We start from the raw sequence: 22170 nt of genomic DNA on the forward strand, positions 1-22170 counted from the left end.
CTGCACTGGGTGAAAAAGTACATAAACGTATATTGAGCGACACAGCGGCCGTTAGCCCGTTACACGAAATAAGCGCGTGTCGTTGGCAGCATGGCCGCGTGACCCAATTGACCGAGAACAGCCCGATGTTGCCGGCCGAGCGGAGCCGGTCCGGCGCGCTGGCCTCTGCCTTCGTGCGCGGGGTGCTCGCGGCGGGGCTCGGGCTCGGCGCGCTGGCCGTCCTGGTCATGGGGGTGTGGATCAGCTCTCCGTACCCCGACAGCGGGCCGGTCGGGGCACTGCACGTGGCGGCCGGGCTCTGGTTGCTCGCCCACGGTGCCGAACTCGTCAGGGCCGACACCCTGGGAGGGCACCCGGCGCCCGTGGCGACCATTCCTCTGCTGCTGGTCGTGCTGCCGGTGTGGCTGGTGCACCGGGCCGCCAGGGACTCGGTGGAAACGGGCGGAAAGGCTCCCGGCGAACACTCGGTGGCCGGGGCGCTCTGCGCGGTCAGCGCCGGATACCTGCTGGTGGTAGTGGCCGCGGCCGCTTACGGGCGGAATGGCGGGCTGCCCGCCGACCGGGTCTCGATCGCCTTCCCGGTGACCCTCGTGGTGACCGGTACGGCCGCCGCGGGGGTGTGGGCGGCGTGCGGCCGGCCGCTGGCTCCGCTCCTGGTCTGGGCCCCGCTGCGGCTCCAGGAGGCGGCCGCCCGCTCCCGCTTCCGTTCGAGCGCCGTTGTGGCCCTGCGGTCGGCCGCCGCCGGTGTGCTCATGCTGCTCGGAGGCGGGGCGCTGCTGGTCGCGACGGCGCTGGTGTGGCACGCGGGGGCGGCGAGGGAGTCGTTCCTGGGGCTGTCGGGCGACTGGGCGGGCCGGATCTCCGTACTCCTGCTGGCGACGGCGCTCGTGCCGAACGCGGCGATGTGGGGTGCCTCCTACGGCCTCGGGCCGGGATTCGCCCTCGGCACGGCGTCCATGGCCACTCCGCTCGCGTTCACCGGTCCTCCCGCGCTGCCGGACTTCCCGCTGCTCGCCGCGGTCCCCTCCCACGGTCCGGGGACGGCGGTGAACTGGGCGTCGGCCGCGGTGCCGGCCGTGGCCGGTCTGGCCGTCGCCCGCTTCGTCGCGCGGGGCGCGGCTCCGGTGCGCGGGGCGCGCGAGGAGGCGTGGGGCCAAGGGCGGACCGCGGTGGTGGCAGGCCTGGCGGCCATGGGCTGCGGGGCCGGCGCGGCGGTCCTCGCGGCGGCGTCGGGTGGCCCGCTGGGCACCGGGGCGCTGGCGGAGTTCGGCCCCGTGTGGTGGATGGTGGGCCCGGCCGCCCTCGCGTGGACCGGCGTCATCGGCGTACCGGCGGCGCTGCTGCTCAGGGTGTGGCGGCTGAGGGAACACCGGTGGGGGTGGCGGTGGGAGGCGGCGCGCGGGGAGCCGGGGGTGGCGGCGCCGGGGCTCGCGCCGGGGCTCGCGCCGGAGGAGGCGGCGGGGGAGTTGGCGGAGCAGGCGGCGGAGAAGGGGCCCGGGGTGGCAGGCGGGAGCGCGGAACCGTACGACTTCCTGTCGGCCGGCCCGTGGCACGAGGAGGGGGCGAGGGAAGCGCGCTGGGCCAAGCTCAAGAAGGGTTCGGGTGGGCTGATGGCGGACTTCGAGGCCGAGGGGGAGGCGGTGCAACCCACGGCGCCGCCCGTGCCGGTCCTCGCTCCCGCGCCGCCGGACTCCCCGCCCGCTTCCGTTCCCGCGCCGCCGGACTCCACACCCGCTCCCGTTCCCGCGCCGGACTCCCCGCCCGCTCCCGTTCCCGCGCCGCCGGACTCCCCGCCCGCTACGCAGCCCGGCCGGGTTCCGGATGCCCAGGGGCACCCGGAACCCGGCCGGGAAGGCGACGCTCGGTAGCGAGCGTCCCGGTCTCGGTCCGGACGGGCTACTTCTTCACCCCGAAGAAGGGCTCCAGCGGATCGGGCAGCTTTTCGTTGCAGGCGATGGCGCCGGACTTGGTGAGTGCGTCGTTCACACAGGTGTAGTAGTCGCGGTAGACCAGCTGGACCGTATACCCGGTGGCCACGATCGCCAGGGCCAGCAGCGCCGTCACGAGACCGCTGACAGCGGCCGTCGTCTGCTGCCTGCTGCCGGTCTGCCGGGTTCCGGGGGCGGATCCGGGTGCGGCCGCCGGGGGCGGCGGCGTGGCGGCCCGGCCCGTGCTGATCGCGCCGGGATCCGAGGCCGTTCCCGCGCCGGGCTCCTGGGGTTTCCGCGGCCCGCCGCGGAGGGCGCTGACCGACCAGTACACGGCGAGGGCACCGAGGAGCATCGCGATCTCGGGGAAGTCGAACAGGGCGAAGAAGAACGCCCACATGCCGCCCAGCACCGCATAGCGTGCGCGCCGCTGGACGGGGTCGGTCGGGTCCCAGCGCAGCCCGCCGGGACTGCCCTCGGGGCCGCCGCCCTGGCCCGCCGGTCCGCCGGTGCCGCCGGGCCGGCCGCCGAACCCGCCGCTCTGGCGTCCCGGCTGCTGGTCGCTCCACTGACTGCCCCAGGCCGGACGGTCGCCGGAGTGCCCGTCGCCGCCGTCACCGCTCCCGCCGTCGCCTCGGTCTCCCGGCGTGTGGGAAGGGTGGCGGGGCTGCCAGGGCTGGTCGGGCCGGTCCTCGGGCGGTGCGGCGAACGGATTGTCGTCGGACGACCCGGACGAGGATCCCGACGAGGAGCCTGAGCCCCTGGAGGAGCCCGGCCCCGACGGGGATCCCGATCCTGATGGATTGTCCGGTGATGAGGACTTGCGTTCCCGCATCAGCGTGGATGCCCGCTCGGGCAGCGGGTGGCCAAGGGCGGTGCGGAGGCGGTCCGGCATGTGGTGAACGTCTTCCCCATCTCGTCATTTCCGCCCGGGGGCGGTTCCCTGTCCCCTGACGCTACCTCCCGGTCACGCCCCCGTCCCGTGGGGGCCGCCGGGTGTGCCGGTATCGTTGCTGACGGTCGGACCGTTCGTAGAGTTCCCCGTATCACGGGGTGAGCTTCTTTCGTACGACCATACAAACGCACCTCCTGTACATCGCGTACCAGCTGCACCACGCGAGAAAGGGCCCTGCCGTGGCCTCCCCGCCCCCCTCCGCCGCTCCGGCCCGTGTGGTCGTGCTCGTGTCCGGCTCAGGCACGAACCTCCAGGCACTCCTCGACGCGATCGGTGACGACCCCGAGGGCTACGGCGCCCGGATCGTCGCGGTCGGCGCGGACCGCTACGGCACCGTCGGCCTCGAACGCGCCGAGCGCGCCGGGCTGCCCACCTTCGTGTGCAAGCTCGGCGAGTACGCGAGCCGTGACGACTGGGACGCGGCCCTGACCGAGGCCGTGGCGGCGCACCGCCCGGACCTCGTCGTGTCCGCGGGATTCATGAAGATCGTGGGCAAGGCCTTCCTGGCCGGGTTCGGCGGCCGTGTCGTCAACACCCACCCCGCCCTGCTCCCCAGCTTTCCCGGCGCTCACGGCGTGCGCGACGCGCTCGCGTACGGCGTGAAGGTCACCGGGTGCACCGTCCACTTCGTCGACGACGGCGTCGACACCGGTCCGATCATCGCGCAGGGCGTGGTCGAGGTGACCGAAGAGGAAACGGTGGAGGGTGAAGCCGCCCTCCACGAACGCATCAAGGAAGTCGAGCGCAAGCTGCTCGTCGAGGCCGTGGGGCGGCTCGCCCGTGACGGCTATCGCATTGAGGGACGAAAGGTTCATCTCGGTCATGTCGGTGAATAAGCCCATCCGCCGCGCCCTGGTCAGCGTCTACGACAAGACGGGGCTCGAAGACCTCGCCCGCGGTCTGCACGAGGCGGGTGTCGAGCTGGTGTCCACCGGCTCCACCGCCGGGAAGATCGCAGCCGCCGGCGTGCCGGTCACCAAGGTCGAGGAGCTCACCGGCTTCCCCGAGTGCCTCGACGGCCGTGTCAAGACGCTGCACCCCCGTGTGCACGCCGGCATCCTCGCCGACCTGCGTCTGGACGCCCATCGCGAGCAGCTCGCCGAGCTGGGTGTGGAGCCGTTCGACCTCGTGGTCGTCAACCTGTACCCGTTCAAGGCCACCGTCGCCTCCGGCGCCTCCGACGACGAGTGCGTGGAGCAGATCGACATCGGCGGTCCGTCGATGGTCCGCGCAGCGGCCAAGAACCACCCGTCCGTGGCGGTCGTGACCAGCCCGGAGCGCTACGCCGACGTCCTCGCGGCGGTCAAGGCGGGCGGCTTCGACCTGACCGCCCGCAAGCGGCTCGCCGCCGAGGCCTTCCAGCACACCGCCGCCTACGACGTGGCGGTCGCCTCCTGGTTCGCGGACGACTGCGCGGCCTCCGACGACTCCGGCCTCCCCGAATTCCTCGGGGACGCCTTCGCGCGCAAGAACGTCCTGCGCTACGGGGAGAACCCGCACCAGCCCGCCGCGCTCTACACCTCGGGCGAGGGCGGACTCGCCGAGGCCGAGCAGCTGCACGGCAAGGAGATGTCCTACAACAACTACACGGACACCGACGCCGCGCGCCGCGCCGCGTACGACCACGCCGAGCCGTGCGTGGCGATCATCAAGCACGCCAACCCGTGCGGCATCGCCATCGCCGACGACGTCGCGACCGCGCACCGCAACGCGCACGCCTGTGACCCGCTGTCCGCGTTCGGCGGCGTCATCGCCGTCAACCGGCCGGTGACCGTCGAGATGGCCGAGCAGGTCGCGGAGATCTTCACCGAGGTCATCGTCGCCCCGGCGTACGAGGACGGCGCCGTCGAGGTGCTCGCCCGCAAGAAGAACATCCGGGTCCTGCGCTGTCCCGGCGCCCCGGCCTCCGAGGTCGAGGTCAAGCCGATCGACGGCGGCGCCCTGCTCCAGGTCACCGACCGCCTCCAGGCCGAGGGCGACGACCCGGCGAACTGGACCCTGGCCACCGGCGAGGCGCTCTCCGCCGACGAGCTCAAGGAGCTCGCCTTCGCGTGGAAGGCCAGCCGTGCGGTCAAGTCCAACGCGATCCTGCTCGCCAAGGACGGCGCCTCCGTCGGCGTCGGCATGGGTCAGGTCAACCGCGTCGACTCCGCGAAGCTCGCGGTCGAGCGGGCCGGCGAGGAGCGGGCCCGGGGCGCGTACGCCGCGTCCGACGCCTTCTTCCCCTTCCCCGACGGCCTGGAGATCCTGACCGCCGCCGGCATCAAGGCCGTGGCCCAGCCGGGCGGCTCGGTCCGTGACGAACTGGTCGTCGAGGCCGCGAAGAAGGCGGGCGTGACCATGTACTTCACGGGCACGCGCCACTTCTTCCACTGACACTCCCGCGGTGGCACGACCACCGAGGGGGCAGTGACGACACCGCAGGCCGCACCCGACGGGTGCGGCCTGCGGTGCGTCCCGGCGTACGGAAAAGAGTCGTCCCTCTGTTCTAATGAATGGCCTTGCCGGGCCGTGGCGGGCGGGACCGGTGCGTCCGGCAGTGACCAGTGTGGGACTCCGTTGCGGGGGCATCGTGCTTGACCTGAACCAGAGCGAGACCGGCGTGCCCGGGGAGCAGGCCCCGGAGCCGGCCACGCGTACGCCGCACCCGGCGCCGCTGCGCCCGTACCTGATCGCCGCCGTGGTCCTGTGCGCGCTCTACTTCCTCTACGGGTACCTGCGGTACAGCCATTTCCTGTCGCCCTCCTGGGACCTCGGCATCTTCGAGCAGGAGGTGCGCGCGTACGCCGGGTTCGACGCCCCGGTCGTGGACATCAAGGGGCCGGGTTACCTGATCCTCGGTGACCACTTCAGTCCGCTGGTGGCGCTCCTCGTCCCGCTCTACTGGATCTGGCCGTCCGCCGTCGCCCTCCTGTTCGCCCAGGCCGCCCTGTTCGCCGCCTCCGCCGTCATCGTCGGGCGTACCGCCCAGCAGATCCTCGGCGGCCGCTCCGGCATCTGCGTCACCGTCGCGTACGGGCTCTCCTGGGGCCTCCAGGAAGCCGTGAAGGCCGACTTCCACGAGATAGCCTTCGCCGTCCCGCTGCTGGCCCTGGTCTGCCGGGCGCTGCTCATGGAGCGCTGGCGGGCCGTCGTCCTGTGGTCGCTGCCGCTGGTCCTGGTCAAGGAGGACCTCGGGATCACCGTCGCTGTCGTGGGCGGGCTCCTTGCCCTGTACGGGCGGCGGTTCCAGGGCTTCCTGCTGGCGGCCTTCGGCGTGTGCGCGTTCGCGCTGACCGTGCTGGTGCTCATACCGGCGGCGAGCAGCGCGGGGACGTACGACTACTGGAAGAAGATCGAGGAGAACGGCGGGCAGGAGGTCTCCCTGCTCGACTCCGTCCTCGGCGTGCTCGACTCCTCGGTCAAGCTCGAGATGCTGGTCTTCCTGGTCGGCGTCACCGCCTTCATGGCGCTGCGCTCCCCCCTGATCCTGCTCGTCCTGCCCACCCTGGGCTGGCGCCTGCTCTCCCAGGACTCCAACCACTGGGGCATGGTCTGGCACTACAGCGCGATCCTGATGCCCGTGGTTTTCCTGGCCATGGCCGACGGCATCCGCCGCAGCCAGGGGTCGGGGCGCTCCTGGCTCGTCTCGTATGCGAACGTCGCCGTCCCGGTGGCCACGGCGATCGCCGTCGCCCTCACCCAGCACCTTCCGCTCCGCGACCTGCTGCGCCCGGAGACGTACCGCGCCGACGCGCGCACCCACGCGGCCGAGGCGGCCCTGGACGCCATCCCCGTGGGCGCGAGGGTGGAGACGGACATCACGCTGATGGCGCACCTGACCGCGGACCGTACGGTCTACTGGGTCGGCGGGGCCCCCGGCACCGCACCCGACGTCGTCGCGATCAACCTGGACTTCGGCTGGTCGCGGCCGATCGACGACCCGGTGAAGTACGCCGAGCAGCTTCACCCGGAGGCGCGCTACCGGGTCACCAGGGAGGTGGGCTCCTTCGTCGTCATGGAGCGGACCACGCCGGTGCCCGCAAACAGCTGAAGGCCGCACACCCGCTGGTGAGCGGGTGTCACGGCCTTCATGCGCGGGCGCGCTCAGAAGCTCAGTACTGCGGCTGCTGCTGACGGTTGAACCAGGCGCCGCCGTCGGACTTCGCCACGAAGACGACGACCAGGATGGCCAGGACCGTGTGGATGAGGCCGATCACGATGAACGGGTAGATACCGAGGATCGCGGTGATCACGCCGAAGATGATGGCCGTGATGCGGATTCCGTTGCCCCCCTTGCCGAACTTGGCGCCGAGGAAGACGGCGAGGACTCCCCAGAGCACGGCGAAGACGGCCATGCCCCACAGTGCGGCGCCCGAGTAGTCGGCGAGCTGCTGGAACTGGACGTCGTCCTTCAGCGTCGCGTCGTTCTTGGCCGCGTTCACAGCTGCGGCGGCGAGGGCGACGAAGATCGCACCGATGACCTGGAGCCCGGCGATCACGAAGAGCATGACGCGGGCGGCCTTCACACCGCCCGGCATCTCGGTGGGTCCGCCGGGGAAGCCGTAGCCGCCCTGGACCGGCGGTGCCTGCGGGTAGCCGTACCCCTGCTGGGGAACGCCCTGCGGGGCCTGCTGGGGGTAGCCGTAGCCCGGCTGCTGCCCGCCCGGCTGCGCGCCCTGCTGCTGGCCGTAGGGGTTGTTGGGGTCGCCGAAGCTCATGGCGAGGTTCCTCCGTTGCGAAGTGCGGGGACGACGCGGGTCGCGCGGAGGAATCATGTGCAATTGAACGGTGGTCCCCCCGACACTGTCCGCGGTGATGCGGGCCTTATCGTCGTCGTGACATCCGCTTTTTGTCCAGCTGATTGCCGAATGTGTTGTGCAAGTGCAATCTCCCGTCCACGTGGCAGGCCAGGATTGGTACGCGGGCGGGGTCATCCGCGAGGATGGGTGTCATGACTGCCCAGATTCTCGATGGCAAGGCCACCGCAGCTGCGATCAAGTCCGATCTGACCGTCCGCGTGGCGGCCCTCAAGGCACAGGGCATCACCCCCGGCCTGGGAACCCTGCTCGTCGGCGACGACCCGGGCAGCCGCTGGTACGTGAACGGCAAGCACCGTGACTGCGCCCAGGTCGGCATGGGCTCCATCCAGCGCGAACTCCCCGACACCGCCACCCAGGAGGAGATCGAGGAGGTCGTACGGGAGCTCAACGCCAACCCGGAGTGCACGGGCTACATCGTCCAGCTCCCGCTCCCCAAGGGGATCGACACCAACCGCATCCTGGAGCTGATGGACCCGGCGAAGGACGCGGACGGGCTGCACCCGATGAGCCTGGGCAAGCTCGTGCTGAACGAGTCCGGCCCGCTGCCCTGCACCCCGCAGGGGGTCGTCACGCTGCTCCGCCGCCACGGCGTGGAGATCAACGGCGCCCATGTCGTCGTCGTCGGCCGCGGAGTCACCATCGGCCGCCCCCTCCCGCTGCTGCTGACGCGCAGGTCCGAGAACGCGACCGTCACGCAGTGCCACACCGGCACCCGTGACCTCTCGGCGCACCTGAGGCAGGCCGACATCATCGTGGCGGCCGCCGGTGTGCCCCACCTCATCAAGCCCGAGGACGTGAAGCCGGGCGCCGCGGTGCTGGACGTGGGCGTCAGCCGGGACGAGAACGGCAAGATCGTCGGCGACGTCCACCCCGGTGTGGCCGAGGTGGCCGCCTGGGTCGCCCCGAATCCGGGCGGCGTCGGCCCCATGACCCGGGCCCAGTTGCTCGTCAACGTGGTCGAGGCGGCCGAGCGCGGTGCCGCCGAGGCCTCCGCCGTGTCCGCAGGCTGACCCGGACCGGAGGAACGTCATGGGCGCTGGTACGAGTCCGGCGGACGGTACGCACACGGACGGGCCGGCCGGGCGGACGGGGACGTCCGGCACCGCGGGGAAGCCCGGGGAGGCGCGGGTGTCCGAAGAGGCACGGGTGTCCCAGGAGGCCGGTGCGCGGGGAGGACCCGGGCAGCACGGGGAATCCGAGGCCTCGGGGGCTTTTGTCGCCGACGGGGCTTCCGTCGCCGACGGGGCGGGCGGGGCCGCCGTGGTCACAGAGGGCAGTGGTTCGACCCTGGAACCCTCACGTCGCTTCTCCCTGACCCGGGACACCGCGCGTCCCGAGGGCGGCGGCCGCGCGGCTCCGGGGGATGCTCCCGCCCCCGCCCGGCAGTGGCCGTTGCTCACGGTGCTCTGCACCGCGGGGCTCGGGCTGCTGATCGTGGGGACCGACCCCTTCGCCCAGGCCTTCAGGATCGGCGCGATGCTGATGGGCGTCGCCCTGCTCGCCGGGGCGGTGCTGCGCTGGGTGGTCCCCTCCGTCGGCATGCTGGCCGTACGGTCCCGGTTCACCGATCTGGTGACCTACGGGCTGATGGGTACGTTGATCGTGCTGCTGGCGCTGATGGCGCAGCCCCAGCCGTGGCTGAAGGTCCCGTTCCTGCAGGACGTGGTCCACTTCACGATCCGCTGAGGGGTGTCCGTCCCCTCCCCCGAGGAGGGACGGACACCCGGACAGGGAGCCGACGCAAGTAGAGCCGCTTTGCGGTGACTTGAGCGGCCTTGACCTGTCCTGGGAACAAGCGTCATGGACATGAGGTGCGGGTTCAAGAGGTGCCCGGCGCCTGTGGCACGGAAGTGACCATTCCGCCACCGTGTGATCGTCACGCAACGGAGAGGGACCGGTGCGGCGCGGTCTACGGCGCACAACGGAGCAGGTACTCATACCGAATGCCCCGTGCGCCTCTTTGTCCGGAACTGGCATCCTGGATCCGTGCATCCTTCTGGGTAGTTCGGAGCGTGGAGCCGACCGTTCCGATGTCAGGGAGGGGCCCGGCGCCGGCGCAGGGGGCGCGCCGGGACGTCCGGGGGATATCGACTGGGGGGGGGAAAGCAATGCCTCGTTGGAAGGCTCTACCGGAAGAACTCGATCCGCAGATGCGGGAGTTCGTGGGTCAGCTGCGCAGGCTGGTGGACCGCAGCGGGATGAGCCTGGCCGCGGTCGCCGACCGCACGGGCTACAGCAGGACCTCGTGGGAGCGTTATCTGGGCGGCAGGCTGCTGCCGCCCAGAGGGGCGATCGTCGCGCTCGCCGAGGTGACGGGTACGCAGCAGCACCATCTGACGACCATGTGGGAGCTGGCCGAGCGCGCCTGGAGCCGCTCCGAGATGCGGCACGACATGACGATGGAGGCCATCAGGATCTCCCAGGCGCGTGCGGCGCTCGGGGAGGCCGGTGTGGCCGCGGCCCCCGTGGCGAGTCGGCGTGCGGCCCGCTCGGCCGGCGCAGGCACGGGGGTGTCCACCGCCGCGGGGCCCGGGGGAGGGGGGTGGGACGCGGGGCGTCCACCGTCCGTGCCCGTCCAGCGCGGCACGGTTCCGCGGATTCCGCAGCAGCCGCGCCCGGGGCCCGCGACGGGTCCGGACGGAGGCGGACTCCGTACGGACGGTGGTGACGGAGGGCGGCAGGGGAGCGGCCGTCGCAGGGTGACCGTGGTCCTCGCAGGTCTCGTGGGCGCTCTCCTGCTGATAGCCGGCGCCGTGCTGCTGACCGGTCCGGGCGGGGACGACGACGCCGGCGCGGTGGCCGCGACACCGTCCGCCGAGCCCGGCACCAGCGCGCCCCAGGCGCCCGCCGGAGTCGGGTGCAGCGGTGCCGACTGCACCGGGCAGGACCCGGAAACCATGGGCTGCGGCGGCCAGTTCGCCGACACGGTGGCCAGGGCGGCCGTCGGCGGCGGCCTCGTGGAGGTCCGCTACAGCGAGGCATGCGGGGCGGCGTGGGCCCGTATCACCCAGGCGTCCCTGGGAGACATCGTGCAGATCACCTCCGGTACGTCGGAGCAGGACGGCACGGTGTACGCCGACGCCGAGGCGTACACCCCGATGGTCGCCGTGGAGAAGGCGTCGGACGTCGAGGCCTGCGCGACCCTCGCTTCGGGGACGACCGGCTGCACCACACCGGAGTGACGTGAGGGGCGGCTGCGCTGAGTGACCGACTGTGTGCGGTCCCACAGGGGGGCGGGCCGCCCGTACGGCGAGGGTCGGATAGCCTGACCGCTGGATATCTCTTCACGTCAAGATTCAGAGATATCCAGCACCAGGGGCAGGGACCCCCACCGCCAGCTGTCTAACGGAGATCGCCATGACCCGCACTCCCGTGAATGTCACCGTGACCGGCGCAGCCGGCCAGATCGGCTACGCGCTGCTCTTCCGCATCGCCTCCGGCCACCTGCTCGGCCCGGATGTGCCGGTCAACCTGCGACTCCTCGAGATCCCGCAGGGCCTGAAGGCCGCAGAGGGCACCGCCATGGAGCTCGACGACTGCGCCTTCCCGCTGCTGCGGAACATCGAGATCACGGACGACGCCAACGTCGGCTTCGCCGGCGCCAACGTCGCCCTCCTGGTCGGCGCACGCCCGCGCACGAAGGGCATGGAGCGCGGCGACCTGCTGTCCGCCAACGGCGGCATCTTCAAGCCGCAGGGCAAGGCCATCAACGACAACGCCGCGGACGACATCAAGGTCCTCGTCGTCGGCAACCCGGCCAACACCAACGCCCTCATCGCGCAGGCCGCCGCCCCGGACGTGCCGGCCGAGCGCTTCACCGCGATGACGCGCCTGGACCACAACCGCGCGATCTCGCAGCTGGCCGCCAGGACCGGTGCCGCCGTCTCCGACATCAAGCGGCTGACGATCTGGGGCAACCACTCGGCGACCCAGTACCCGGACATCTTCCACGCGGAGATCGCCGGCAAGAACGCCGCCGAGGTCGTCAACGACGAGGCATGGCTGGCCGACACCTTCATCCCGACCGTCGCCAAGCGCGGCGCCGCGATCATCGAGGCCCGTGGCGCCTCCTCGGCCGCATCGGCCGCCAACGCCGCCATCGACCACGTGCACACCTGGGTCAACGGCACCGCCGAGGGCGACTGGACCTCGATGGGTATCCCGTCGGACGGCTCCTACGGCGTTCCCGAGGGCATCATCTCCTCCTTCCCGGTCACCACGAAGGACGGAAAGTACGAGATCGTCCAGGGCCTGGACATCAACGAGTTCTCCCGTGCGCGCATCGACGCGTCGGTACAGGAGCTCTCCGAGGAGCGCGACGCGGTCCGCGAGCTCGGCCTGATCTGACCGGGGACCGGCCTCCGGGCCGGACTCCGGAGTCGTACGAGGGCGCCCCCGGCAGGATCCGCTGCCGGGGGCGCCCTCGTACGTGCTTCAGCGGCCGAGCAGCCGGTCGGCGAGGCCGCGCACGGCGTCTGAGGCCCTGTGCTGCAACTGAGGACCGAAGGTGATCCGTGTGGCGCCCAGCTCTCCGAGCCGGCGGACGGCGGACGGGCCGTCGGGTGCGCCGACGGCGTTGAGCGGGACCGGCACCGCGGCGGCCACACGGGGGAGGACGTCGGCCGGGGCCATGATCGGATACACGCAGTCCGCGCCGGCTTCCGCGTAGAGCCGGGCGCGGGCGACCGTCTCCGTCACCACGTCCGTGGCGGCGGGGCCCGCGTGGACGTACGTATCGACGCGGGCGTTGACGAACAGACGCCCGCCCGCGACGGCGCGCACCTCCGCGAGCCGGTCGGCGTGCCGCCGGGGGTCGGTCAGGACGCCGTCCGCCGAGTCCTCCAGATTGCAGCCGACCGCCCCGGCCTCCAGGAGGCGTTCGACGAGTTCGTCCGGCGCCAGGCCGTAGCCGGCTTCGACGTCCGCCGACACGGGGACGGACACCGCTCGTGCGATCCGTGCCACGGCCGCGAACATCTCGGCGGCGGGCGTCTGCCCGTCGGCGTACCCGAGGGAGGCGGCCACACCGGCGCTCGGTGTGGCCAGGGCCGGGAATCCGGCGTCCTCGAACACCCGGGCACTCGCGGCGTCCCAGGGGCCGGGCAGGACCAGCGGATCGGCCGGAAGGCGTCCGTGGTGCAGGGCGCGGAAGACGGAAGCGGGATCGTTCATCAGGACTCCGGGACGGGAGGAACGCGGGGTGGTGGTCCGGCACGCACGGGGCGAAGGGTTCCCTCGCCCCGTCGCTCTCAGTGCTTGACGTCGCCGGGCGTGTAGTGCCCCGGGGTCAGCCGGGTCGTCACACCGAACCGGTTCCAGGCGTTGATCACCGTGATCGCGGCGATCAGCTGGGCGAGCTCGGTCTCCTCGAAGTGCTCGGCGGCCTTCGCGTAGACCTCGTCGGGCACGAAACCGTCGGTCAGGACCGTCACCGCCTCCGTCAGCCGGATCGCCGCCAGCTCCTTCTCCGTGTAGAAGTGCTGCGACTCCTCCCAGGCGCTGAGCTGGATGATCCGCTCGACGGACTCACCCGCAGCGAGGGCGTCCTTCGAGTGCATGTCCAGGCAGAAGGCGCAGCGGTTGAGCTGGGATGCGCGGATCTTCACCAGTTCGAGGAGAGCCGGGTCGACTCCCTTCCGGGCGGCGACGTCCAGTCGGACCATGGCCTTGTAGACGTCGGGGGCGAGCTGCGCCCACTGAAGCCGGGCGGGGTGCTCGGGGGCGTACTCGGCGGGCGTGGCGTGGTGGTGCGTGTGCGTGGTCATGGGTTCGACGCTAACGGGCTGATGGCGCACCGGTATGGTCCATTTCCATGACGGATTCCTGGGCCGCTTTCGGCGCCGACCTGCACATCGAACCCGTCGGCGCCGGGCTGCGCAGCGGGCTGATGAACGCGCTGAGGGAGGCCGTGCGCACCGGACGGCTGACGCCGGGGACCCGGCTGCCCTCCTCCCGGACGCTCGCCGTGGACCTCGGCGTCGCCCGTAACACCGTCGCCGACGCCTATGCCGAGCTCGTGGCCGAGGGCTGGCTCACCGCGCGGCAGGGATCGGGGACCAGGGTGGCGCAGCGGGCCGATGCGGCCGGTCCGGGAGCCCGCCGTGCTCCGTCCCGGCCGGTTCGGCGGCGGCCCACCCACAGCCTGATGCCGGGATCGCCGGACCTCTCGGCCTTCCCCCGGGCCGAATGGCTCAAGGCGTCGAGGCGCGCCCTCGCCGCCGCGCCCGACCAGGCCTTCGGGTACGACGATCCACAGGGCCGCATCGAGCTGCGCACCGTCCTGGCCGGCTACCTGGCGCGAGCGCGGGGGGTGTACGCGGACCCGGAGCGCATCGTGATCTGCTCCGGTTTCGTCCACGGGCTCACCTTGATGGGGAAGGTGCTGGCGCGGCGCGGGGTGCGGGAGGCGGCCGTCGAGTCGTGCGGGTTGGACATCCACTGGGGTCTTCTGGCCGGGGCGGGCCTGGCCACTGTGTGCCTCCCTGTTGACGAGCTCGGGGCCAGGACCGGGGAACTGGGGGGTATGCGCCGTGTGGGCGCCGCCCTGCTGACACCCGCCCACCAGTTCCCCACGGGAGTCCCGCTCCATCCCGACCGGCGGGCCGCGGCGGTGGACTGGGCACGGGCCTCGGGCGGCCTCCTCCTGGAGGACGACTACGACGGCGAGTTCCGTTACGACCGGCAGCCGGTGGGCGCCCTCCAGGGGCTCGACCCGGAACGGGTGGTCTATATGGGAACTGCCAGCAAATCGCTGGCTCCCGGGCTCCGGCTGGCCTGGATGGTGCTGCCGGAGGGCCTGGTGGACGAGGTGTGCGAGGCCAAGGGCGGCCCCGAGTGGATGACCGGGTCGCTGGACCAGCTGACCCTCGCGGAGTTCATCGCGTCCGGGGCGTACGACCGGCATGTGCGGGCCATGCGGCTGCGCTACCGCCGCCGCCGCGACCAGCTCGTGCGGGCGCTCGCCGAGCGGGCACCGGACTTCCGGGTGAGCGGCATCGCGGCGGGGCTGCACGCCGTGCTCGAACTGCCCGAGGGGACCGAGCATCCGGTCGTCCAGGCGGCCACCTGGCAGGGGCTCGCGCTGGAGCGGCTCTCGCGCTTCCGGCACCAGGACGCGGAGCCGGGGCGCGAGGGGCTGGTCATCGGCTACGGCACGCCGTCGGAGAGCGGATGGGCAGGAGCGCTGGACGCCCTCTGCCGGGTGCTCCCGTAGACGGGGATATCGGTACATGCGGGGTGCGGGTGCGCACCGGGTTTCAGCCGAGAGGGGCGTGCATCTAATCTGACTGGCAGTTCGAGGGCCGACGGATGCCGGCCCGTGGGTACGACGGGGGAGAACAGAACGTGAAGAGGCGCAAGCTGAGGTCGAGCACCGTCGTGCTCGGCGGCATGGGAGTGCTCGCGGCAACGCTCACCGCATGCAGTTCGGAACCGGACGAGCGGTGCGTCCATCCGGTGACCCAGGAGATCCTGCCGGACTACGAGTGCGAGGACAGCGACGGCAGCGGTACGTACTACTACGGCGGCAGCAGCCACAAGAACCGGGTCTCCGGCGGCAGTTTCAACAAGTCCGCGGTCGAACGCGACGGATTCGGCTCCTCCAGCTCCAGCGGCGGCTGACACCCTCATGGAACGCCGCACCATCGAACCACGCCCCGGGTGGCAGGAGACCGTCGAGGAACAGGGGCTGATCTATCCCCTGACCCGCTACCCGGACGGATCGCTGCGCCCGTACTGGGACGAGAGCGCCTACTACGTCTTCTCGCTGCCCGAGGTCGAGGCGCTGGAGGAGGTCGTGGAGGAACTCCACGGGATGTGTCTGGCCGCCGCCGCGCACATCGTCGAGCACGACCGCTTCACCGATCTCGGCATCACCGACCCCCGGCTGGCGGGCCTGATCGCGGAGTCCTGGCGACGCCGTGCCGAACTCCCCTCCCTGTACGGCAGGTTCGACCTGCGGTACGACGGGACCGGTCCGGCCAAGATGCTGGAGTACAACGCGGACACCCCCACCTCGCTCGTCGAGGCGGCCAGTCCCCAGTGGTTCTGGATGGAGGACCGCTTCCCCGGGGCCGACCAGTGGAACTCCCTGCACGAGCGTCTCGTCGACGCGTGGAAGCGGCAGGCCCCGCTGCTGCCTCCGGGCCCCCTGCACTTCGCCCACTCCGACGGCGACGAGCTGGGCGAGGACCTGATGACGGTGGCGTATCTGCGGGAGACCGCCGCGCAGGCCGGGATCGAGACCGAGGCGCTCTCCGTCGAACGGATCGGCTGGGACCGGCTGTCCGGCCGATTCGTCGACGAACGGCTCCGCTTCATCCGCAGCTGCTTCAAGCTGTACCCGTGGGAATGGCTGACGACGGACCGCTTCGGCCCGCACGTGCTCGGCACCCTCGACAACGGCGGGGGCACCGGCAGCACCTGCTGGATCGAGCCGGCCTGGAAGATGCTCCTCTCCAACAAGGCGCTGCTGGCCATCCTCTGGGAGCTGTATCCGGGCCACCCCAACCTCCTCCCCTCCTACCTCGACGGCCCCCGCGAACTGGCCGGGCCCGACGGAGCGGGTTACGTCGCCAAGCCGCTGCTCGGCCGCGAAGGCGCCGGGGTCACCGTCCACGAACCGGGTGGCGCCGCGGTGACGCGCGACGAGCCGTGCTGCTACCAGGAGCTGGCACCCCTGCCCGATTTCGAGGGCAACCGCGTGGTGCTCGGCGCCTGGGTGGTCGAGGACGAGTCCGCCGGGCTCGGCATCAGGGAATCAGCGGGGCTGATCACGGACGAGTACGCCCGCTTCCTGCCCCACGTCATCCTCTGAGCCGGTGGCCGCCCGCCGCCGCTGCGGATTCAGCCCGCCAGTACGCCGCGCAGCTGGTCCAGGCCCCAGTCCAGGTCCTCCTTACTGATCACCAGGGGCGGGGCGATCCGAATCGTGGAGCCATGGGTGTCCTTGACCAGCACCCCGCGGTCCATCAACTTCTCGGAGATCTCCCGGCCCGTCCCCAGGGCCGGGGAGACGTCGACCCCTGCCCACAGACCCCGCCCCCGCACGGCCTGCACCGCGCCGCCGGTCAGCAGCCCCAACTCGTGGTGGAGGTGGTCGCCCAGCTCCGCGGCACGCTGCTGGAACTCACCGGTGCGCAGCATCGCGACCACCTCCAGAGCGACCGCGCAGGCCAGGGGGTTCCCGCCGAACGTGGATCCGTGCTCGCCCGGCCTGTAGACACCGAGCACCGCGGCGGAGGACACGACGGCCGAGACGGGCACGACGCCACCGCCCAGCGCCTTGCCCAGAACGTACATGTCGGGCACGACCCCCTCGTGCTCGCAGGCGAAGGTCCGGCCCGTGCGGCCCAGGCCCGACTGGATCTCGTCCGCGATGAACAGCACATTCCGCTCCCGGGTCATCTCCCGCACTCCCGCGAGATAGCCCGGCGGCGGAACCAGGACCCCGGCCTCGCCCTGGATCGGTTCCATCAGCACCGCGACGGTGTTCTCGGTCATCGCTCCGGCGAGTGCGGTGAGATCCCCGTACGGCACGATCTCGAACCCCGGCGTGTACGGGCCGAAGTCGTCCCGCGCCTCGTGGTCGGTGGAGAAGCTGACGATCGTCGTCGTCCTGCCGTGGAAGTTGTCGGCGGCGACGATGATCTTCGCCATCCCGTCCGGAACGCCCTTGACCCGATAGCCCCATTTGCGGGCCGTCTTCACCGCTGTCTCGACGGCTTCCGCCCCCGTGTTCATGGGGAGGACCATCTCCATGCCGCAGAGCTCGGCCAGCTGCGTACAGAAGTCGGCGAACCGGTCGTGATGGAAGGCGCGCGAGGTCAGCGTCACCCTTTCGAGCTGGTCCTTGGCCGCGTCGATCAGCCGCCTGTTGCGGTGTCCGAAGTTGAGCGCCGAGTAGCCGGCGAGCATGTCGAGGTAACGGCGCCCCTCCACATCGGTCATCCAGGCGCCGTCCGCCGAGGCGACGACGACCGGCAGCGGGTGGTAGTTGTGCGCGCTGTGCGCCTCGGCGGAGGCGATGGCGGTTTCCGTGGTCGACACGGGATCTCCGTTCGTCGTGCGGCGTGGGCGGGGTGTGCCCACTTTGTATCGTCGGTCGGATTCAGGACCCGGAAACCTTCAGCCCGTGGCGCGCCTCGCGAGCTCCGTCCCCGGCGAGCGTCCGCATCGCTGCCGCGAGCGCCCGCCGCCGTGCTGCCGCCGAGCCGCCGATGAGTGCCTGGCGCCGTCCGGGGCCCCACGCGCCGAGTCCCGCCGGCCCCACGCGCCGAGTCCCGCCGGCCCCACGCACCGAGTCCCGCCGGCCCCTGGCGGCGGGGCGGCCAGGGTGACCACCGGGCCCACCGCCCGACCGGGTACGGCACGCCGCCAGGGGCCCAGGAGTGCGCACGGCCCCGAGACCCGTCGGCCCGGTCCACGGACCGCTCGGATCGTCGACCCGGCGATCGCGGCGTGCCTCGGACAGCCTCCTCACCTCTTCCGGCCGGGACGTCATCCGCCCGCCCCGCACCCACAACGGCGTCGGGCCGGCGGTCCGTTCGGACCTGACCCCCTTGGTGCCGTCCTCATCGACCCTCGTGAGCGCCTGGAGACGCGGCCCCGCGAGCCACGCCCCGTCAGGCCGGCCCGCGACCTGACCGTCCTGGCCTTCCCCTTCGCCTCCTCCACCACCTCCACCTCCCCGGAGCACCTCGGGCGCCACCGGCGGGCAGTCCGCCCGCCGGACCGCCTCGTGCACGGGCAGCGGCGCTCCGTGGCCCGGCCCCCGCGCCTCCCGCACCGGGGAGCCACCCGGCGGGCCCGGCACCCACCGCACCTCGACCCCGCCGAAGCCGAACCGATCGGCGACCGCCGCCCGTACCGGGGGGCGTGAGCACCAGCACCACGAGCAGACCGGAGAAGGCCGCGGCGAGGGCCCGGACGCGTCCGCGGGTCCATGCGCGGATCCGCTCCAGGCGTCCCACCGGTTCTCGCACGGGCACGGGCACCGCCTCCGCCACCATCTGCGCCAGGACCCGCTCGGCCATCGTCGCGCCGTCGGTGTCCGGCACGTCCAATCCGTCGCGCAGCGCCCGCAGCTCCGCCCGCAGGCGCGCCCGCTGCCCGTCCTCCGGCAGCCCGGGACGCTCCGGGTCATCGCCGACCGTCACCCTGCCCACCGCCTCCGCCTCCCTCCTGCTCGTACCGCTCGTCCTGTTCCGGCCCCAGCTGTCCTCCGAGCCGCCGCTCCAGCTTCCTCAGCGCGCGGTTCAGCCGGGACTTCACCGTCCCCCGCGGCCAGCCGAGGGCCTGTGCCGTCTCCGCTTCGCCCATCTCCAGCAGATAGCGGCAGGTCACCACCTGGCGCTGCTCCTCGCTCAGCTCGTCCAGCGCGGCGGTCAGCAGTGTCCTGCCTTCCCGGGCGAGGGCAGCCGCCGCCGGGTCCGCCGAGTCGGGTATCACCGGATCGGCGCCGCGGTAGCCGGCCTCACGGCCGGCCACCGCGCGCGCACGTCCGGCCGAGCGGACCGTGTTTCTCGTCTCATTCATCACGATGCGCAGCAGCCACGGCCTGAAGGACGCACCGTCCCGGAAACGGCCCAGGGCCTGATACGCCTTGAAGAAGGCGGACTGCACCACGTCCTCCGCGTCCGCCCCCGCTCCGAACGCGACCGCGGCCCGCAGGGCGACCCCCGTGTGGGCGCGCACCAGCTGCGCGTATGCCTCCGTGTCCCCGGCGCGCACACGAGCGACCACCGCGGCCTCACCGTCGTCGCCTCCGGACAGCCCTCCGGCCTGCCCGACAGCACCGCTCCCACCCGCGTCGTCGGTGGTGCGGCTCTCTTCCAGGCCCGGCTGTGGAGCCCCTTCCCGCGTCCTCACATCTTTCCTACACCGGTTGCCGGAGATCGGTTCCACACCTGAGACAATGAGTTCATGGCCTCTGATCGACCCCGCGTGCTCTCCGGAATCCAGCCCACCGCAGGCTCGTTCCACCTCGGCAACTATCTCGGTGCGGTCCGCCAGTGGGTGGCGCTGCAGGAGTCCCACGACGCCTTCTACATGGTGGTGGACCTGCACGCGATCACCGTGCCGCAGGACCCGAAGGACCTCCGGGCCAACACCCGGCTGGCCGTCGCCCAGTTGCTCGCGGCCGGGCTGGATCCGGAGCGGTGCACGCTCTTCGTCCAGAGCCATGTCCCCGAACACGCCCAGCTCGGCTGGATCATGAACTGCCTCACCGGTTTCGGCGAGGCGTCCCGCATGACGCAGTTCAAGGACAAGTCGGCCAAGCAGGGCGCCGACCGGGCGACCGTGGGCCTCTTCACCTACCCGGTCCTCCAGGTCGCCGACATCCTGCTGTACCAGGCCGACCAGGTCCCGGTCGGTGAGGACCAGCGTCAGCACATCGAGCTCACCCGGGACCTCGCCGAGCGTTTCAACGGCCGCTTCGGTCAGACGTTCACCATCCCGGCGCCGTACATCCTCAAGGAGACGGCGAAGATCTTCGACCTGCAGGATCCGGCGGTCAAGATGAGCAAGTCGGCGTCCACGCCGAAGGGCCTGGTCAATCTTCTCGACGACCCGAAGGTCACCGCCAAGAAGGTCAGGAGCGCGGTGACCGACACGGACACCGTGATCCGCTTCGACGCGGAGAAGAAGCCCGGCGTCAGCAACCTCCTGAGCATCTACTCCACCCTCACCGGCACCGCCGTCACGGATCTGGAACAGAGGTACGAGGGCAAGGGTTACGGCGCGCTCAAGACCGACCTCGCCGAGGTCATGGTGGAGTTCGTCACTCCGTTCCGCACCCGGACCCAGGAGTACCTGGACGATCCGGAGACCCTGGACGCCCTCCTGGCCAAGGGCGCCGAGAAGGCCAGGACCGTCGCGGCCGAGACGCTGGCGCAGACCTACGACCGGATGGGCCTTCTGCCTGCGAAGCACTGAGTCCAAGGACCCTGGCGATACCACGGCCGAAGGGGCCACACTGGCGTCGGCACCACTGAAGAACGACCTGCGACGATAGAGGAGAACGATGTGGGGACCGTAACGCTTGGCGTTTCGATCGCGGTCCCGGAGCCGTACGGCAGCCTGCTCCAGGAGCGGCGCGCGAGCTTCGGGGACCCTGCCGCGTACGGCATCCCCACCCACGTCACCCTTCTTCCGCCGACCGAGGCCGAGGCGGCCGACCTGCCGGCGATCGAGGCCCATCTCTCCCACATCGCCACGGCCGGGCGCCCCTTCCCGATGCGGCTGTCCGGTACGGGCACCTTCCGCCCGCTCTCGCCGGTCGTGTACGTCCAGGTGGTCGAGGGCGCCTCGGCCTGCTCCTGGCTCCAGAAGCGGGTCCGGGAGGCCTCCGGGCCCCTGGTGCGGGAGCTGCAGTTCCCGTACCACCCGCACGTGACCGTGGCTCACGGCATCGAGGAGGAGGCCATGGACCGCGCGTACGAGGAGCTCTCCTCGTACGAGGCGGCCTGGACCTGCGGTTCCTTCGCGCTGTACGAACAAGGCGCGGACGGTGTCTGGCGCAAGATCAACGAGTTCCCGTTCGGAGCCGGCGGCGGCGCGCCCGCGGTACCGGCCCAGGGCAGCAGTTCCATGGACCAGCCGTCCCTGCACCCCTGAGTTCGGATCAGGCACGGCCCGGGACAGCCCGGCGCAGGCCTGATCCGGCCCACGGACTACCGGACCGGAAGCCGGCGGAACAGCGGACGCGGCACGTGCCGCAGGGCCGACATCACCACCCGTAGCGCCCCCGGCACCCACACCGTCTCCGCACCCCGCCGCAGCCCCGCCACGATCGCGTCCGCGACCGCCGCCGGGGTCGTGGCGAGCGGGGCCTCCTCGCGCCCCGCGGTCATCCGGGACCGCACGAAGCCGGGGCGTACGACCATCACGTGCACCCCCGTCCCGTGCAGCGCGTCGCCGAGCCCCTGGGCGAACGCGTCCAGGCCCGCCTTGCTGGAGCCGTAGATGAAGTCGGCGCGCCGGGCGCGTTCACCGGCCACCGAGGAGAGCACCACGAGCGACCCGTGGCCCTGCGCCTGGAGTGCGCCGGCGCACACCAGGCCGGCCGAGACCGCCCCCGTGTAGTTGGTCTGCGCCACCCGGACCGCGGAGAGGGGCTCCTCCTCGTCGCGCGCCTGGTCGCCCAGGACGCCGAAGGCCAGCAGCACCATGTCGATGTCGCCCTCGGTGAAGAGCTTTCCGAGCACCTCCTCGTGGGAGGCGGAGTCGAGCGCGTCGAAGGCAACGGTACGGACGTCGGCCCCGAGCTCGCGCAGCTCGGCAGCGGCCCGTTCCAGGGCGGGGGAGGGCCGGCCGGCCAGCCGGACGGTCCGGGTACGGCGGGCGATCAGCCGCCGCGCGGTGGCCAGGCCGATCTCCGAGGTGCCGCCGAGGACGAGCAGGGACTGAGGGGCACCGAAGGCGTCCTTCACGGGATGACTCCTAGCAGGAAGAGAGGGCGGGGAGGCGGGAGAGCGGAACGGCG

At 71.9% G+C, this 22170-nt stretch carries 20 protein-coding genes; 13 read left to right on the forward strand and 7 right to left on the reverse strand.

What is annotated here, in order from left to right:
* Positions 1 to 107 precede the first annotated feature (107 nt).
* Positions 108 to 1868 carry a cell division protein PerM gene (locus tag OO67_RS05835; protein WP_033297708.1) on the forward strand — a complete coding sequence of 587 codons (1761 nt, stop codon included), beginning with the start codon at positions 108 to 110 and terminating at the stop codon, positions 1866 to 1868.
* Positions 1869 to 1896: 28 nt separating this feature from the next.
* Here the strand turns inward: OO67_RS05835 and OO67_RS05840 are convergent, their stop codons facing one another.
* A complete protein-coding gene (locus tag OO67_RS05840) occupies positions 1897 to 2823 on the reverse strand; it encodes a hypothetical protein (protein ID WP_033297710.1) in 927 nt (308 codons plus the stop codon).
* A 239-nt stretch (positions 2824 to 3062) separates the two neighbouring features.
* Here OO67_RS05840 and purN point away from each other — a divergent pair, with 239 nt between their 5' ends.
* The 3 genes from purN (at position 3063) to OO67_RS05855 (ending at position 6916) form a co-directional block, all read left to right on the forward strand.
* The gene (gene purN, locus OO67_RS05845; protein WP_033297713.1) at positions 3063 to 3719 is read left to right on the forward strand and encodes a phosphoribosylglycinamide formyltransferase; all 657 of its coding nucleotides are present in this window, start codon (positions 3063 to 3065) and stop codon (positions 3717 to 3719) included.
* Positions 3706 to 5259 (forward strand): bifunctional phosphoribosylaminoimidazolecarboxamide formyltransferase/IMP cyclohydrolase, encoded by a 1554-nt coding sequence (gene purH / locus OO67_RS05850; RefSeq protein WP_033297714.1) that lies wholly within the window; start codon positions 3706 to 3708, stop codon positions 5257 to 5259. The genes purN and purH overlap by 14 nt, the downstream gene beginning before the upstream one ends.
* A gap of 196 nt (positions 5260 to 5455) precedes the next feature.
* On the forward strand, positions 5456 to 6916 hold the full coding sequence (locus OO67_RS05855) for a DUF2079 domain-containing protein (protein ID WP_382055363.1): 1461 nt from the start codon (positions 5456 to 5458) through the stop codon (positions 6914 to 6916).
* Between the two features lie 61 nt (positions 6917 to 6977).
* Here the strand turns inward: OO67_RS05855 and OO67_RS05860 are convergent, their stop codons facing one another.
* Complete coding sequence (locus OO67_RS05860; RefSeq protein ID WP_033297715.1) at positions 6978 to 7583, reverse strand: hypothetical protein; 606 nt, start codon at positions 7581 to 7583, stop codon at positions 6978 to 6980.
* 233 nt (positions 7584 to 7816) lie between these two features.
* Between OO67_RS05860 and OO67_RS05865 the strand changes: the two genes are divergently transcribed.
* The 4 genes from OO67_RS05865 (at position 7817) to OO67_RS05880 (ending at position 12032) form a co-directional block, all read left to right on the forward strand.
* Positions 7817 to 8695, forward strand: a complete 879-nt coding sequence (locus tag OO67_RS05865) for a bifunctional methylenetetrahydrofolate dehydrogenase/methenyltetrahydrofolate cyclohydrolase (RefSeq protein ID WP_033297716.1) — start codon at positions 7817 to 7819, stop codon at positions 8693 to 8695.
* 19 nt (positions 8696 to 8714) lie between these two features.
* The gene (locus OO67_RS05870; RefSeq protein ID WP_033297718.1) at positions 8715 to 9371 is read left to right on the forward strand and encodes a DUF3017 domain-containing protein; all 657 of its coding nucleotides are present in this window, start codon (positions 8715 to 8717) and stop codon (positions 9369 to 9371) included.
* Positions 9372 to 9793: 422 nt separating this feature from the next.
* On the forward strand, positions 9794 to 10867 hold the full coding sequence (locus OO67_RS05875) for a helix-turn-helix domain-containing protein (protein WP_033297720.1): 1074 nt from the start codon (positions 9794 to 9796) through the stop codon (positions 10865 to 10867).
* A 175-nt stretch (positions 10868 to 11042) separates the two neighbouring features.
* Positions 11043 to 12032: a malate dehydrogenase gene (locus OO67_RS05880; protein WP_033297722.1), complete on the forward strand. Its 990-nt coding sequence runs from the start codon at positions 11043 to 11045 to the stop codon at positions 12030 to 12032.
* 87 nt (positions 12033 to 12119) lie between these two features.
* Here the strand turns inward: OO67_RS05880 and OO67_RS05885 are convergent, their stop codons facing one another.
* Both OO67_RS05885 and OO67_RS05890 read right to left on the reverse strand, forming a co-directional pair.
* Entirely contained in the window at positions 12120 to 12857 is a 738-nt protein-coding gene (locus tag OO67_RS05885) for an isocitrate lyase/PEP mutase family protein (RefSeq protein ID WP_033297723.1), read from the reverse strand.
* 77 nt (positions 12858 to 12934) lie between these two features.
* Entirely contained in the window at positions 12935 to 13450 is a 516-nt protein-coding gene (locus OO67_RS05890; protein ID WP_033297726.1) for a carboxymuconolactone decarboxylase family protein, read from the reverse strand.
* 47 nt (positions 13451 to 13497) lie between these two features.
* On the opposite strand from OO67_RS05890, the gene pdxR reads away from it, so the two are divergent.
* The 3 genes from pdxR (at position 13498) to OO67_RS05905 (ending at position 16500) form a co-directional block, all read left to right on the forward strand.
* Positions 13498 to 14898 (forward strand): MocR-like pyridoxine biosynthesis transcription factor PdxR, encoded by a 1401-nt coding sequence (pdxR, locus tag OO67_RS05895; RefSeq protein ID WP_033297728.1) that lies wholly within the window; start codon positions 13498 to 13500, stop codon positions 14896 to 14898.
* Between the two features lie 131 nt (positions 14899 to 15029).
* The gene (locus OO67_RS05900) at positions 15030 to 15305 is read left to right on the forward strand and encodes a hypothetical protein (protein ID WP_033298720.1); all 276 of its coding nucleotides are present in this window, start codon (positions 15030 to 15032) and stop codon (positions 15303 to 15305) included.
* 7 nt (positions 15306 to 15312) lie between these two features.
* On the forward strand, positions 15313 to 16500 hold the full coding sequence (locus tag OO67_RS05905) for a glutathionylspermidine synthase family protein (protein ID WP_033297731.1): 1188 nt from the start codon (positions 15313 to 15315) through the stop codon (positions 16498 to 16500).
* A 29-nt stretch (positions 16501 to 16529) separates the two neighbouring features.
* Here OO67_RS05905 and rocD read toward each other — a convergent pair whose 3' ends face one another.
* Complete coding sequence (rocD, locus tag OO67_RS05910; RefSeq protein WP_033297741.1) at positions 16530 to 17732, reverse strand: ornithine--oxo-acid transaminase; 1203 nt, start codon at positions 17730 to 17732, stop codon at positions 16530 to 16532.
* Positions 17733 to 18824: 1092 nt separating this feature from the next.
* Positions 18825 to 19553 (reverse strand): RNA polymerase sigma factor, encoded by a 729-nt coding sequence (locus tag OO67_RS39535; protein ID WP_382055367.1) that lies wholly within the window; start codon positions 19551 to 19553, stop codon positions 18825 to 18827.
* A gap of 54 nt (positions 19554 to 19607) precedes the next feature.
* Here OO67_RS39535 and trpS point away from each other — a divergent pair, with 54 nt between their 5' ends.
* Together trpS and OO67_RS05925 are read left to right on the forward strand one after the other, a co-directional pair.
* Entirely contained in the window at positions 19608 to 20621 is a 1014-nt protein-coding gene (gene trpS / locus OO67_RS05920; protein ID WP_033297742.1) for a tryptophan--tRNA ligase, read from the forward strand.
* 90 nt (positions 20622 to 20711) lie between these two features.
* Entirely contained in the window at positions 20712 to 21302 is a 591-nt protein-coding gene (locus OO67_RS05925) for a 2'-5' RNA ligase family protein (protein WP_033297743.1), read from the forward strand.
* A gap of 56 nt (positions 21303 to 21358) precedes the next feature.
* Here OO67_RS05925 and dprE2 read toward each other — a convergent pair whose 3' ends face one another.
* On the reverse strand, positions 21359 to 22117 hold the full coding sequence (gene dprE2, locus OO67_RS05930) for a decaprenylphospho-beta-D-erythro-pentofuranosid-2-ulose 2-reductase (protein WP_033297744.1): 759 nt from the start codon (positions 22115 to 22117) through the stop codon (positions 21359 to 21361).
* Positions 22118 to 22170 lie beyond the last annotated feature (53 nt).

This window comes from Streptomyces atroolivaceus (genome assembly GCF_000717025.1).
Classification (GTDB): domain Bacteria; phylum Actinomycetota; class Actinomycetes; order Streptomycetales; family Streptomycetaceae; genus Streptomyces; species Streptomyces atroolivaceus.